We start from the raw sequence: 15,040 nt of genomic DNA on the forward strand, positions 1-15,040 counted from the left end.
GTCTCGCAGTCGAACCCGACGCTGACACAAGCCTCTCGCCTGCGTATGCAAGGGAGCAAGCAGCCAGAGCGGGTTTGTCCTGAAGGAGGAGCCCAAAGGTGAAACTGGTTCTCGACCCCTATATGCAGCGCCATCTCTCTTTGCCCGATATCGCCCGTGCGACGGCGGGATACGGATTTGATGGCATCGAGCTCTCGCCCCGTGCCGATTTTCTGGACTGGTGGGTGATGCCGCGTGCCACGTCCCAACGCGTACGCGACTTCAGGAAAGCGCTGCGCGATAACGGAACCGAGCTCACCACGCTCCAGCCCATGTATCGCTGGTCCAGCCCGATCGAGGAAGAACGTCAGGCCGCCATGCGCTACTGGCGCCGCGCCATCGAGATTGCCTCGGAAATGGAATGCAGGATCATGGTGTCCGAGTTCGGTCGCGGCACCTCACCCGAACGCGCAGCCGGTCTGCCGCCCGGTGTCGCCACGCCCGAAACCTGCGAAGCCGCTTTCTGGCGCTCTATGGATGATCTGGTGCCCCTGCTGGAGCGCTCGGGCATCATGCTCTCTCTCGAACCGCATCCGGAAGACTGGGTCGAAACCTTCCATCCGGCCATCGATATCATCCGCAATATCGGCTCGGACGCGGTCAGGATGTCCTACATCGTGCCGCACACCTTTTTTTACGGTGAGGATATGGCGGCCATGCTGCGTGAGGCGGCAGATATTCTGGTGCACATCCGGGTGGCCGATACATTTGACCACCGCAAGTCGTCAGAGCTGCGCTACATCGTCAACCCGCCGGGCGCAAAGGTGCGGGTGCACCAGCATCTCGATATCGGGCAGGGCGAAATCGACTGGACTACGTTCTTCGACACGCTGGCCGAAATCCGTTTTGACGGGGTTCTTTCCTCCTGTGTGTTTGCCTGGGAAGACAGGGCAGAGGACTCTACGCGCTTCATGCTCAGCACCATGCGCAAGGAACTGACCCAACGCGGCATGATGTGACGATGCACGCCCCCGGCGCGGCCTACCCCAGTACCGCGCCGGATGTCAGATGTCCTTCGGCAGGCGCTGCACGCGCGAGCGCAGAAGCTGTTCCTCGAAATCGAGTTCCTGCTGCAGTTCCCATTCTGTCTGATCGTTGATTCCCCGCTCCACAAACAGCCGGTGCAGGGTCTGGCGCTGGGCCCGCAGCAGCAGCAGACGGGTCGCGAGCTCCAGCCTCTCCCGGCGCAATGACAGGCTGCGACTCATGAGCGAAGCCTGTGGCGCCTCATCGATCTGGCTCAGGCGGTTCTGATAATTCTGCTCCAGCCGGTCCAGCACATCAATCCTGAGCGCATTATCGGCTGGCTCCGCCTGGCTGTCCTGTGTGCAACGCGTCTTTTCATCATGCAGAAGGGTAACGGCCGTATGGAGCAGGGCCTGACGGGCCGTATTCTCCTCTGCCGCATGGCGCTCCATGCCGCGTTTGGGCAGAAACAGGATACAAAGCGGCATGAGTAGCCCGGCACCGACTAGCGAGATTACAATGACTCCAGCCGCGATGGTGATCAGCAGGTCACGTGAGGGAAACGCCCCCATGTCACTCCCGAGCGCAGGCAATGACAATACAGCCGCCAGTGTCACGGCCCCGCGCACCCCTGCAAAGGTGAGCAGTGCGGATCCCAGAAAATCGGGCCAGACAAACGGCGTATGGCTCCATCGGGCCACGAGCCAGCGGCGCAGGATGGAGCACCAGATACCGATGAAGCGCAGCAGGGTCATGATCAGATAGATCGCGCCGATCAGGGCTAGCAATTGCAGGATGGAAACCTGCCGCTCATGCGCCATCTGCACCCCACCCCGCATCAGCGCCGGCAATTGCAGCCCGAGCAGCAGGAAGATGAGCGCATTGAATATGTAATTGACCATACCCCAGACCGTGGTGGCCTGAAGCCGCGTGGCGGTATTGGTCTCCTCGATCATGCCCATCATCTTGATGACCATGCACGCCGCAACAGAAGCCAGAATACCGGAGCAATGCACCCGCTCGGCCACGATATAGGTCACGAAAGGCAGCAGGATCATGAGCGTGATCTGCAAGGGCGGGTCATCAAAGCCGCGTCGTAGCAGAATCCGGTTGAGGCGCGCCGAGACATAGGCAATGACCGCCCCGATCGCGAGGCCACCAAACGCCACGAGCAGGAATGAATCGAAGGCCTGACGATAGGAGAATTCCCCCGTCATGGCGGCCGCCGTGGCGAAGCGGAAACAGACCAGCCCGGAAGCATCATTGAACAACGCTTCACCGGAAAGCACATGGATCATCCGCTCTGGCACATGCTTTCCCGCCAGAAGGCTCGACACCGCCACCGTATCGGTGGGTGAAAGTGCGGCGGCAAGCGCAAAACAGCAGGGCAGATCGAGCGTCGGGATCAGCCAGTGAATGGCGTAGCCACAGCAGATGGTGCTGAACACGACCAGCCCGAAGGCCAGAAAGAAGATCGTGCCGCGCAATTCATGGAATTCACGCAGTGGCATACGAAACGCATCGGCAAAAAGCAGTGGCGGCAGAAAGACCAGCATGAAAAGGTCAGGGCGCAGGCCGATCCTGACGCCCAGAAGGGCCGCCGCCACACCCAGAACGATCTGGATGAGCGGCAGGGGAATGCGGGTTTTCAGCGCTTTGGCCAGCAGACTGCTTGCCGCAGCGAACAGGAGAAGAATCAGGATATTATCGGCAGGAATCATGACTGAGGCGACTTCCGGGTGTCCCGCCGCACGGCATGCAGCGCTTCCTTCTTTCCGACGGCGCGCAACGCCCATGAATGCGCTACAATGCGGTAATGAGCTCGTTCCGCTTTCTGCACGCCGCCGATCTTCATCTCGATAGCCCACTTCGCGGGCTTGAACGTCATGACGGTTTGTCCATGGAGCGCATACGCGATGCCTCGCGACGAGCACTCGACAACATGGTGGAGATCGCCATCTCCCATGATGTGGCGTTCGTCGTCATTGCGGGGGACCTGTATGACGGCAACTGGAAAACGATCAGCACAGGACGCTACATGGCCCAGGCGCTGGGCCGGCTTATCCGGCACGGCATCCGCGTCTTTCTGCTTCAGGGCAATCATGATGCCGCTTCGATCCTGACGCGCGACCTGCCATTGCAACAGGGGATCGACCGTTTTCCCTCGCGCAAACCGGGCAGTTTTCTCATCGATTCCCTTGGCGTCGCCCTGCATGGCCAGAGTTTTGCCGATCGCCATGTCCCGCATGATATGACCCCTGCCTATCCCGCACCGGTGGAGGGATATTTCAATATCGGGGTTCTGCACACGTCACTTTCAGGTCATGGCGAGCACGAGACCTATGCCCCCTGCACGCCAGACGGATTGCGTGCCAAAGCCTATGATTACTGGGCGCTGGGCCACGTCCATGAGCGCATGATTCTCGATAACGGCACGCCCATCGTCTATCCCGGCGTGCTTCAGGGGCGTCACATACGCGAAACAGGCGAGAAAGGCGTCGTGCTCGTCACGGTCGAGAATCACCGTGTGACCTCGATCGATCCACTCCCCTGCGATGTGGTGCGCTGGGTCGAAACGCGTTTCGACTGCGCCAATCTCACCCATGAGCCTGATCTGCATCAGCATCTCGGGACCCTGTTTCAGGATATCGCCCGCGCTCATCCCGATCATCTTTGCGTGCTGCGTCTGGTCCTGTGCGGCCAGACCGCCCTGCATGACACGCTCAGGCGTCAGGGGGCGTCGCTACGCGAAACAATCCAGCATCTTGCGGCCATGAGTGGCGGCGAGATCGAGCTGGAAAAACTCGTTCTGGACACAGCCCCGCTTACCGCGCCGGGTTCAGGTACTCCCGATGGCGTCCTGCCGGATGACAGCGCCCTTTCTGCCCTGATCCATCGCGCCACGCAGGACGCGGCACTTCTGGACGATATCAGCCGCGATCTTGATCTGTGCCTCAAGACGCTGAATCTCGGTGAGATCGCGCCCGATTCCCTGCTCGATCATATCGAGCGGCGCGACTGGGCCGCGATCCTGCCGGGGCTGGAAAATGCGCTTTGTGAGAAGCTCTCCGGCCATTCGGGGAACGAGGCCTCCCATGAGGCGGAATACGATCCCAAGGGCCTCTCCACCTTGCGTGGCGGTACGCAGGGAGAGACGCCATGAGAATCGCGCAGCTTGATCTGATCCGCTATGGCCGCTTTGCCGACCGCCACTACGATTTCACGGCGTCTCAAACTGATCTGCACGTGCTGTACGGGGCGAATGAGGCAGGAAAATCCACGACACTACAGGCGATAGGCGATCTGCTTTTCGGCTTTCCGCACAACAAGGCACAGGACTGGCGTTTCGATGCTGCCCAGCTGCGCATCGGCGGTGTGATGGAGCATGACGGGCACTCTTTCGGCGCGATCCGCAAGCGCGGCACCAAGCAGACCCTTCTGGCCCCCGATGGCACGACACCGCTTGATGAAAACGGGCTCATCCGTTGTCTCGGCGGCGTGGACCGTGCAGCGTTCGAGCGCCAGTGGAGCCTCGATCATCAGCGCCTGCGCCTTGGTGGCGATGCCATGGCACGTTTTGAGGATGATCTGGGCCAGCAGCTTCTGGCCGCGGGGTTCGGGCTTGAGAACGTTCAGTCTGTGCTCGACCAGCTTGACGCTGAATCAGGTGCTCTTTGGAAGAAGAACGGACGCGGCACACGGCTCAATGCCCTGCGTACGCGCCTGACCGATGCCCGCACACGCCTGATCGCCGCAGAAAAGGACAGCCAGCGCTGGACTGCGCTCAACCGCGAATCTGATGAGGTGGCAGCGTCACTTGGCCAGATCCAGGCCCTGTTGCGCGAGACCCTGGCCGAGCGCAGTGGGCTCGAGCGCCTGACCCGGCTGCGAGGCGACCTCGAACGACATGCTGCCCTGACAGCCTCGCTGGAAGCTGAACCACTCCCGGTTTTCTCGCCCAATGATCACACCCTGTTTGACGAACAATTGGGGCGTCTTGTCGCTGCGCAGCAAAAAGCCGACCGGCTGGCGGAGCTGCGCGAAAGCCTTATCTCCATGCGGGCGGCCTGCACTCCCGATCTCGCCCTTCTATCCCATGAAGCGACAATCGACGCGCTGGAAAGGCAGGAGCGCGACCTTGCCCCGGCAAGACGTCGCTGGCCCGAGCAGGAGAAGACACTGGCCGATCTCGATTTCTCACTGCGTCGCGAAGGGCTGCGCGGAGAATACGAGGAAATTCTTTCAGCCCTTCCCACACCTGAATACCTCGCAAGGCTGCGCCCCCTCGCCCTGCGTCACGACATGCTGATCCAGCGCGAGGCCGAATCCCGTACGGCGCGTCTCGCCGCCGAGGAGCGTCTCGCCTTGGCAAAATCGCGCGCCGGCGCTGAGGAAACACGCCCGCTTTCCTCGCTGCTGATCGCCCTGCAGCAGGCTGAAAGGCGCGATGGCATCGACGCCGAACTTGCCAGCCTCGATCGTGAGAAACAGGCCGCAGAGACCTCCCTCGCCCAGTCATGGCGCGACCTCGCCCCCTGGCAAGGCACGATCGACGTGCTGCAGGGCATGGCTATCCCCGATGCCCCCTCACTGGAAGCGCAGAGCCTTTTATTCCGTGATTTCAAGAGCCGCGATGCGGCTCTGGGCGAAACACTCGACACTGTCGGTCATGCTTTGGCACGGCAAAATCTCGCCAGAACCCATCTGGAGCAACGGCAGATCGTCTCGCTCGGCGCTCTGAAAGAAGCGAGAGCCCAGCGCGACACCCTGTTCGAGGCCTTCGCCCATGATTCCCGTGACAGATCAGCACGCAGTGCCTTCATCGAGGCACGCGACCATGCCGATCATCTGGCCGACAAACGCTTCGACGAGGCTGAGGAATCGGCCAAACTCACCCAGATCGAACAGGAGATCGAGCGCCTTTCCCTCGATCGTGCGCATCTCGTCACACAGCGCGATGCCCTTGGGGCGGAAACCGAAAAGACGACCGCATCCTGGCATGAAGAATGTGCAAATCGTGCCCTGCCGGTGCTTGAGCCGGAACGGTTGCGCGGCTGGCTGGCCCTGCGTGCCACGGCACTCAGGAACCATGACGCCCTGCAGCAGGTGATCATGCGCTGGACCGAACGTACCGCCCAACACAGCACTGCGCTCGACATCCTGCGCAATGTCCTGCCTGACATGCCAGACTTCACCCTTGTCAGCGATGCGCTGGTCTGGGCTCAGGCACGCCGCCAGACCTGGCAGCATGAAGCCGATCGTCTGGCCCGCATCCGGACCGATATCGAGCAGGAACAGCGCAGCCTGGAGAGCGAACTCAGAAAAGCCCAATCCCTGCACGACGAACAGGCCGCGCTGAAAGAGGAATGGTCATTGCAGGCCGGTACCGACAGCAGCACAACGGCAATCATCCCGCTGCAATCGGTAGAAGCCATCGACCGTCTTTCGGCCCTGCGCGGTGCTGCAAGCGAAGCGGCCCGATTGCATCAGGCCCTGAAGGCCCAAAAACAGGCTGATAACGCGCTCCGCCGTGCCATTGCCGCCTTCGCCAAAAACCTGCCGGGGCATGAAGCACTCAGCCATCTCGACAGCGCAGCCTGTCTCGACCGTCTTGCCACCCTGCTGCGCACTGCCCGGACGGATCGTGACAAGGCAGCCGCTCATGATGCCGATCTGACGCGAAACCTCACAGCCCTCAACGAGGCACGGAACGCCTGCGACGTGCTGCGGCAGGCCTTCCTCTCTTTCGCCCGCAGGATGCCGGATTACGAACCCGCAACAGCGAGCGTGGATGCGGCCATGATCGAAAAGCTTCGCGTGCGGATCACGCATGAAAAAGCCCGGCAGGCAGCGCTGGATGAAAAAACAGCCCTTGAGCGCCGTATCGCTCTGGAGCGCGATGCCCCCGGTCTCGATCAGCTTCAGGAACAGGCCAGAACCCTGCCGCCCGATTTCGTAAGCCTCCGCCTCTCTGAACTCACGAGTGACTATGAAGCCACCGAGCGCCGCCGTGAGGAGAACCTCAAACGTCAGGGTGAATTCGCCAATGACATGCGCCAGATCGAACAGGCTCATAATGCCCGTGATGCCGCCCTGGATATCGAGACCTGCCGCACCGAGATGGCTAATGCCGCCGAGGCCTGGGCCAGCGCGCGTATCCAGTCGATGATCCTGAGCCATGTGGCGCGCCTTCAGCGCGACGAGAACACCAACCCCCTGTTGAAATCGGCAGAGTCCATATTTACCGCGCTGACCTGCGGGCGATATCGCAGGCTTACCATCGCCGAGGATGGCAAGGCGCCTGAACTGGCTGCGATGCTGGAAGATGAAAAACTGATCCGCCCCGGTGCCATGAGCGAAGGCACACGCGACCAGCTCTTTCTGAGCCTGCGACTTGCGGCCCTCGATCAGGCGCAGGCGCGCGGCATCACCCTGCCTTTCATTGCCGATGACCTGTTCATCACCTTCGATGAGGCCCGTGCCGAGGCCGGTTTCAGAACGCTCGCCGCGCAATCGCAGCGCAACCAGATCCTGTTTCTGACCCATCACGCCCATCTGGCTGACATGGCCGCCTCATTTGGCGCGACACGACACAGCGTATAGGCTGAGGCACATGGATTATCGTACGATCTTCATCACCGGCGCGGCCTCGGGTATCGGCCGTGCCCTTGCCCTTGCGCTCTCTGCGCCCGATTGCGTCCTCTACCTTGCCGATTGCAATGCCACCGGGCTGCAAGCCACCCGGCAGGGCTGCATGGAGAAAGGGGCAACCGCCCACATCACCTGTCTCGACGTGACGGATCGCGAGGCGATGACGCAATGGTGTGCACAGGACCCGGAACGCGATGTCGATCTTGTTCTGGTCTGCGCCGGAGTTACCGGCGGCGTGAGCACAATGGACCAGGACGGCGCGGCTTTTGAGACAGGCGACCAGATCAGGCGCATGATGGCGGTCAATATGGATGGCGCACTCAATGCCATCCTGCCCATGATGGCGCGAATGCGCGAACAGCCCCTGCGCAAGGCGGGGCGGTTTCGCAAACAGCGCGGACAGATCTGTGCCATTGCCTCGGTGGCCGGATTGGTCTCCTATCCCGGCACCCCTTCCTACTCGGCCTCCAAGGCAGCGCTCGACCGTTTTCTTGTTGCCAGCGGGGCCTATAGCCGCCGTGCCGGTATCTATCTCTCAAGCGTGTGCTGCAGCTTTGTAGCGACCCCCATGGTCGCGCAGAACCGCTTTCCCATGCCCGGGCTGATGCGCGTCGAGAAAGCGACCACCCATATCCTGCATGGCCTCGCCAGACGCAAAAGGCGGATCATCTTCCCCTCCTGGCTGGTCCTTGGGTCGCGCTTCATGGATATGCTGCCCGTGCGTCTGGCCGAGCTGTATTATCTGCATCAGCCAACAGGCCGACCGGGCTCCATGCCGGGCATCGACAATCCGGCCTGCAAGGATATGCCCCCGCCGACCCCCAAGACCGCCTGATTGACCATCCGGATGCGGCCATCTGAAGACAGGGCGGGCACCGACACGCCCCCCCTTGCAGTGTGTCATTGTGACAAGATGACGAAAAGATAACCGGGTTACACGCTGATACGAAGTATTCCTTCGGATTTTTTGCTATGGAGGCGAAATGAATTTGTGTCGTCTCTTCATCATGCGCCCCGTGGCGACGATTCTGCTCGCCCTGTCGCTGCTCGCAGCCGGAGCCATCTGCTATCCGCTGATGCCGGTTGCCAACCTGCCCGATATCGGCTCCTCGACGATCAATATCGAGATCGAGCAGCCCGGCGCCAGCCCGGAGCAGATGGTCAGTTCCGTCACGACCCCGCTTGAGCGCTATCTCGGCCAGATTGCTGGGGTGAAGCAGATCGAGTCCGACAGCGAAAACAGTTTTGCCTATATCCGGGTCGATTTCGTGGAATCGCGCAATATCGACGGTGCCCTGCGCGACGTGCAGGCCGCTCTGCGTGCCGCACGCGCCGACCTGCCGCAGGGCACGCTCGACCGTGATCCCTATGCCTATAAGGAAGATCCGACCTCACAGCCGGTCTATCTGCTTTCCCTGACATCTGACGTGATGACGCTGCCGAAGCTTTATGATCTCGCGCAGATACGCGTCAAACCCCTGCTGGCGCAGATCAAGGGCGTGGGCCATGTGCAGGCCGTGGGCTCTGCCGACCCTGCCGTACGCGTCGATGTGAACCCTTATGCCCTCTATAAATGGGGTGTCGGTTTCGAGGACGTGCGTCAGGCGCTTGCATCGGCCAACGCCAATACGCCCAAGGGCTTCATAGACTCGGGCGGCCAGCGCTTGATGCTGGAGACAAATGACCAGGCCGAGCATGCGGCGCAGTACCGTGACCTGATCATCGGCTATCGCAACAATCTCAATCCCATCAAGCTGTCCTCCGTCGCCGAGGTGACGGACAGCGTTCAGGACCTCTATCAGGCCGGGTATTTCAACAACAAGCGCGCCATCACGCTTATCGTGCGCGGGCAGCCCAAGGCCAATACGGTCAAGATTGTCGATGCCGTGAAGGAACGCATGACCGTGCTGCGTTCGGTCCTGCCTCCCGGTGTGCAGATGGATACGGCCATTGACCTCTCATCGAGCATACGCGCCTCGATGGACGACACACAGCTGACGCTTGGCGTGTCCATCATTCTCGTGATCGGGGTGATTCTGGTCTTTCTGCGTCGCCTGCGCTCGACCATCATCCCTGCCGTTACCGTGCCGATTGCCCTTGTCGGCACGATTGCCGTCATGAAGTGGGAGCACTTCACCCTCGATATCATGTCGCTCATGGCGCTTACCATTGCGGTTGGTTTCGTAGTGGATGACGCGATCGTGGTGCTGGAAAACATCGCCCGCCATATGGAGGCGGGCATGGATCGCATGAGTGCCAGCCTGCGCGGTTCGTCGGAAATCGGCTTTACGGTCCTGTCGATCACGGCCTCGCTCATTGCGGTGTTCATCCCGCTCCTGTTCATCCCCGGTCAGGTTGGCGCGATCTTTTTCGAATTCGCCATGACTATCGTCTCGGCGCTTCTCATCTCCCTCATCCTGTCCCTCACCCTCACGCCCATGATGTGCGCCTACTGGCTGGATGTGGAGCATGAAGAACCCACAGGAAAAACCCTGCGAGACCGGGTGTTGCGGGCGATCGACTGGGCGCTGGAGGGAATTATCAGCCTCTATGGCCGGACATTGCGTGTCGCCCTGCGCCATCACGTCCTGACCTTTCTCACCCTGCCGCTGAGCTTTGTCGCCCTGGTGGCCTCCATCGTTCTCATGCCCAAGACAGGCATCCCTGCGCAGGATATCGCGCTGGTGGGTGGGTCGATCAGCGGTGACGACACCATGTCGTTCAACGAGATCACCAAGCGCATCCATTATGTCGGTGCGGTGATGAAGGATGACCCCGATGTGCTGTCTGTCACGAGCTGGAACAACAGCAGCAGTGACGGGCAGCTTTTCGCCCGGCTGAGCGACAAGCGCACCCGTACGCGCACCGATACGCAGATCGTGGAGAGCATACGCAAGAAGCTGGGTGACATGCCGGGCCTGCGCACCTCGTTCTTCTCGGCGGGTGACCCCAATGGCGGCGGCGGTCAGCATCGCAGCGGTGCCTTCCGCTATGTGCTGCGCGATCAGGATGTGGCCGAGCTGAAGCTCTGGGTACCGCGCCTTGTGGCCAGGCTGCGCAAGGAGAAGATGATGTCTTCCGTCATGACCAATATCGAAGGTCATGGCGCGTCGGTTCATGTCAAACTCCGACGCGATACCGAAGCGCGTTATCTGGTAACACCGCAGCTCGTGGGCAATGTGCTCTATGATGCCTATGGCCAGACCGTGGCATCTCGCATCCATACCGAACTCACCACCCATTCCGTGGTGATGGAAGTGGCACGCGCCTATCGTGAATCACCCGAGCAGCTTCGCAATACGTGGATCTCCACCGCCTCCGGTACGCCGGCAGGTGCCGTACGCTCCAACCAGATCCGTGTGCGTACAGCGGGTGGCAGCACGGCCTCGACCGCGACACAGCTCAGCCAGGCCTCATTGCGCAACGCCATTGCCAACCAGATTACCGGCAACAACTCCAACGGTTCGGCCGTGGCCTCATCGGTCGAGACCATGATCCCGCTCATCAACGTGGCGGATCTGGTCATGGAGCCGACACCGATGGAAATCGATCATCAGGATGGCATGACCTCAACCGCCATCAGCTTCGACCTGATCGATGGTAAGACCTATGAGGATGCCCGCAAGCTGATCGAGGATACACTCAGGAATATGGGGGCACCTGCGGGTCTGACAGGCGAGTTCTCGGGGCTTGCCGGTGAAACCAAGGAGATGCTGGTCAATGAGCTGCTGGCCTTCATGGCCGCGCTCTTTGCCATGTATATCGTGCTCGGGATTCTCTATGAGAGCCTGATCCATCCCTTCACCATTCTCTCCACACTGCCTTCGGCCGGTATCGGGGCCATTCTGGGGCTCTGGGTCGGCGGGGAGTCGTTCAGTCTCATCGCCATGATCGGCATGATCCTGCTGACCGGCATCGTGAAAAAGAACGCGATCCTGATGATCGATTTCGCGCTCTATGCCGAGAAGGAACTGGGGCACACCCCGCGCGAAGCCATCTATGAAGCCTGCCTTACGCGTTTCAGGCCCATTCTCATGACCACCCTTGCTGCCGCGCTTGGCGCGGTGCCGTTGATGACAGGTCACGGCTATGGCTCGGAAATGCGTCGCCCGCTGGGGATTGCGATTGTGGGCGGCATGCTCATCAGCCAGCTGCTCACGCTTTACACCACCCCGGTCGTCTATCTTTACATGGATGCCATCGGTCGCTTCGGCACGAGAACATGGCATCGCATTTTTCCGTCCCGCCCGGCAGGGCGCACCGTCTCCACCCCCCTCTCATCCGAAAGCTGAAGCCGATCATGTCGCTCCTTTCCTTGTCGCGGGTCCGCCTGCTCGGCACATCGCTGCTCTCTCTCGGGATGGGGAGCGCGACCCTCGGCGGCGTAACCCTGGCAAGCGCACAGGCACAGGCGGCACCGCTGCATTTCTACACTGCGCCAGCGCTTTCACCCGATGGCCATTCTCTGGCCTCACTCGACAGCATGGAAGCTGTGGGAACTGCCGAGGCGGCACCGGCCAGCCTTGTGATCCGCACCCTGCCCGACGGTCACGCCACGACCGTTGCGCTGCCCTGCAAGGATTGTGCGCCCTCCAGCCCCAGCTGGAGCCCCGATGGAACCCGTCTGGCTTTCATCATCCGCCACAAGAACACGCAGAACCGTGAAATCCTGAGCGTCACAGCAGATGGCAAGACCGTAACCAGCCTGCTGAAATTCACGGGCTCGCTTCAGGATCTGCGCTACGGCCCCAAAGGGGGCCTTGCCGTTCTGGCCATTGCCAATGCCCGTCGTGACCCCGGTGCCCTGCAGGCCGGCGCGCCCGAGACGGGTGAGATCGACGCAACGGAGGACGAGCAGCGTATCGCAACCGTCGAGAAGGACGGTCTTCACTGGCAGTCGCCTGATGGTTTGTATGTCTATGAATATGACTGGCTGCCCAACAGCACCCCCGCCTTCATCGGCACGGCAGCGCCGGGCAATGGTGATGCCCATTGGTGGTCGGCGCATCTGTCGCGCTTTGCCGATTCAAAAGAGCAGGTGCTGTACACCCACCCGCTTTCGCAGCAGATCGGCCTGCCGCTCGTCTCGCCCGATGGCCGGAATGTCAGCTTCGTCGCAGGGCTGATGAGCGATTTCGGGTTCTTTGGCGGTGATGCCTTGCAGATCGATCTGTCACAGTCCAAGGCCGCGCCGGTCAATCTGACGCGCACCCTCAAGGCTACGGTCACCGGGCTGAACTGGTGTCAGGGCCGCCTGATCGCCTCGACCATTGCAGGCCCCATGACCGTCATGCGGTCCATCGATGACAAGCCTCCCCTCATGGCAAGCGCAGATGGCCTGCTCTCCGATGGGGGTAGCGAACCCCGTCTGACCTGCGCAGGCGACCAGAGTGTCGTGATACGCCAGAGCTTCACGAGCCCGCCTGAAATCTGGGCCGGTCGCCTTGGGGCATGGCAGCAACTCACGCACTCCAATGACGGCCAGACCGTACCCTACACCGCCTCCAGCGTCAGCTGGGTGAGTGACGGATTCAAGGTACAGGGCTGGCACCTTGTACCCCGGTCACGCCCCGCCGCCATGACCCGCAACGGCAAGGTGCCGATGATCACCATCATTCATGGTGGCCCTTCATCGGCCGTCACGCCCCGCTTCCTGCGTCCCACCGGCGATGCGGCCGTGTTGCTCGATGCTGGCTACGATCTGTTCCTGCCCAATCCGCGCGGCAGTTATGGCCAGGGCGAGGCCTTCACCATGGCCAACCGCCGCGATTTCGGTCACGGCGATCTGCGCGACATCCAGCGCGGCATCGACGCGCTGGAAAAGACCGCCCCCATCGACGAAAACCGTCTGGGCGTGACCGGCTATTCCTATGGCGGGTACATGACCATGTGGATTGTGACACAGACGAACCGCTTCAAGGCCGCGGCAGCGGGTGGCGGCATCGCCAACTGGCAGTCCTATTATGGCCAGAACGGTATCGATGCCTGGATGCCGCCCTTTTTCGGAGCCACGGTCTATGACGACCCGGCCATCTACGCCCATTCCTCACCCATGACTTTTATCAAGCAAGTCAGGATCCCGACCTTTATTTACGTCGGAGCCAATGATGTGGAATGTCCGCCTGCACAAAGTCTGGAGTTCTACCATGCCTTGCGCGCGCTCGGGATTCCGACCAGCCTTGTGATCTATCCCGGTGAAGGACACGGGATGCGCGGTCACGACCATGCGAGCGATGCACAGAAACGCATGCTGGCATGGTTCAGTCGCTATCTGAATGGAAGCGCTTCCGGCAAGAACGGAGCAAACTGAGCGCAGCCCTGAACGTTGCAGCCGTGAAGCTTTGGAGTTGAAATGCAGACGAGAAACAGGACCGTGACGCCGGGCTTTCTGACCCAGACAAGGCAGGCCCTGCCAGGCCTGTTCCTGGGGTGCATTCTCTCTGCCAGCGCGCTCTCCGGCTGCGCCCAGGCCCAGACGAAAAACACAACTGCAGCTCTGGCTGCCCCGGCGGCCCAGCCACCACTCCCCGCCCAGGCGGGAGCGGTCTCTTCCGTGCCGGATCATGCGACGACACCGCCCATCGTCATTCCGCCGCTGCCTGTCCTGTCGGAGCACGATGCCCGTCTGGAAGCCAGCCGTCTGACGCTGAGCATGAAAAAATCGGTTTCGCGCTTCACAACCTATACCCCTGAGCAGCGCCAGCGCTTTATCCGCCTTGCCCGTGCCGCCATTGCCAGCACGAATACGCCCATCGACCGCCCCCAGATCCTGATGGTGGTCGATCGCAACCCCAAGGTACAGCGCCTGTGCTTTGTGCTGGCTATGCCGGGCAATGCAGACTGGGAGACTCTGGGGGGGACACCTGTCTCGACGGGTCGCGCAGGCCGCAAGTTCTATTACATCACCCCCACAGGCGTCTTCATCAACTCCCCGGACCGTCTCGGTTACCGTGCTCTGGGAACGAAAAACGAGAACGGCATACGTGGCATTGGTGCCAAAGGCATGCGCGTCTGGGATATGGGCTGGCACAACGCCGTCAAAGGCTGGCTACCCACCCATGAAACAGGCGATATCAGGCTCGAAATCCACGCGACCGACCCTGACTTTCTGGAACAGCGCCTCGGTCATCCTGCCTCCGAGGGCTGCATACGCATCCCTGCCACCATGAACGTGTTCATGGACAAGAACGGCCTGCTGGATGTGCAATATGAGCAGGCCGCCAGCTACGATACGCGTTTTCGCGCCCTGCTGCCCAAGGATCGCACGCCTACGCCGATCGCGGGCGATGCTCTGGTTGTCGTCGATTCAGCCGATGCCGTTCAGGCCATTTCCTCGGCTAGCGTCGGCCATCAGCCTCTGGTCAACCACCACGAAGGCTGAGAC

At 61.2% G+C, this 15,040-nt stretch carries 8 protein-coding genes; 7 read left to right on the plus strand and 1 reads right to left on the minus strand.

Features of this window, described 5'->3' with window-relative positions:
• Positions 1-98 precede the first annotated feature (98 nt).
• Positions 99-998 carry a sugar phosphate isomerase/epimerase family protein gene (locus P792_RS34835; RefSeq protein WP_023979913.1) on the plus strand — a complete coding sequence of 300 codons (900 nt, stop codon included), beginning with the start codon at positions 99-101 and terminating at the stop codon, positions 996-998.
• Positions 999-1,043: 45 nt separating this feature from the next.
• Here the strand turns inward: P792_RS34835 and P792_RS34840 are convergent, their stop codons facing one another.
• Complete coding sequence (locus P792_RS34840) at positions 1,044-2,726, minus strand: Na+/H+ antiporter (protein WP_023979914.1); 1,683 nt, start codon at positions 2,724-2,726, stop codon at positions 1,044-1,046.
• A gap of 95 nt (positions 2,727-2,821) precedes the next feature.
• On the opposite strand from P792_RS34840, the gene P792_RS34845 reads away from it, so the two are divergent.
• The 6 genes from P792_RS34845 (at position 2,822) to P792_RS34870 (ending at position 15,037) form a co-directional block, all read left to right on the plus strand.
• A complete protein-coding gene (locus tag P792_RS34845; protein ID WP_023979915.1) occupies positions 2,822-4,168 on the plus strand; it encodes a DNA repair exonuclease in 1,347 nt (448 codons plus the stop codon).
• Entirely contained in the window at positions 4,165-7,608 is a 3,444-nt protein-coding gene (locus P792_RS34850; RefSeq protein WP_023979916.1) for a YhaN family protein, read from the plus strand. Before P792_RS34845 ends, P792_RS34850 begins: the two co-directional genes overlap by 4 nt.
• Before the next feature lie 10 nt (positions 7,609-7,618).
• Positions 7,619-8,491: an SDR family oxidoreductase gene (locus tag P792_RS34855; protein ID WP_023979917.1), complete on the plus strand. Its 873-nt coding sequence runs from the start codon at positions 7,619-7,621 to the stop codon at positions 8,489-8,491.
• 148 nt (positions 8,492-8,639) lie between these two features.
• The gene (locus P792_RS34860) at positions 8,640-11,948 is read left to right on the plus strand and encodes an efflux RND transporter permease subunit (protein ID WP_023979918.1); all 3,309 of its coding nucleotides are present in this window, start codon (positions 8,640-8,642) and stop codon (positions 11,946-11,948) included.
• Positions 11,949-11,956: 8 nt separating this feature from the next.
• On the plus strand, positions 11,957-13,966 hold the full coding sequence (locus P792_RS34865; RefSeq protein ID WP_023979919.1) for a S9 family peptidase: 2,010 nt from the start codon (positions 11,957-11,959) through the stop codon (positions 13,964-13,966).
• Positions 13,967-14,008: 42 nt separating this feature from the next.
• Positions 14,009-15,037, plus strand: a complete 1,029-nt coding sequence (locus tag P792_RS34870) for a L,D-transpeptidase (RefSeq protein ID WP_235075545.1) — start codon at positions 14,009-14,011, stop codon at positions 15,035-15,037.
• Positions 15,038-15,040: the final 3 nt, after the last annotated feature.

It is taken from the genome of Asaia sp. SF2.1 (assembly GCF_000505765.1).
Classification (GTDB): domain Bacteria; phylum Pseudomonadota; class Alphaproteobacteria; order Acetobacterales; family Acetobacteraceae; genus Asaia; species Asaia bogorensis.

What these genes read in the sequence shown, in the direction of transcription:
- P792_RS34840 (WP_023979914.1), bottom strand. Translation starts at nt 2,726, where the DNA reads ATGATTCCTGCCGATAATATCCTGATTCTTCTCCTGTTCGCTGCGGCA.
- P792_RS34845 (WP_023979915.1), top strand. Translation starts at nt 2,822, where the DNA reads ATGAGCTCGTTCCGCTTTCTGCACGCCGCCGATCTTCATCTCGATAGC.
- P792_RS34850 (WP_023979916.1), top strand. Translation starts at nt 4,165, where the DNA reads ATGAGAATCGCGCAGCTTGATCTGATCCGCTATGGCCGCTTTGCCGAC.
- P792_RS34855 (WP_023979917.1), top strand. Translation starts at nt 7,619, where the DNA reads ATGGATTATCGTACGATCTTCATCACCGGCGCGGCCTCGGGTATCGGC.
- P792_RS34860 (WP_023979918.1), top strand. Translation starts at nt 8,640, where the DNA reads ATGAATTTGTGTCGTCTCTTCATCATGCGCCCCGTGGCGACGATTCTG.
- P792_RS34865 (WP_023979919.1), top strand. Translation starts at nt 11,957, where the DNA reads ATGTCGCTCCTTTCCTTGTCGCGGGTCCGCCTGCTCGGCACATCGCTG.
- P792_RS34870 (WP_235075545.1), top strand. Translation starts at nt 14,009, where the DNA reads ATGCAGACGAGAAACAGGACCGTGACGCCGGGCTTTCTGACCCAGACA.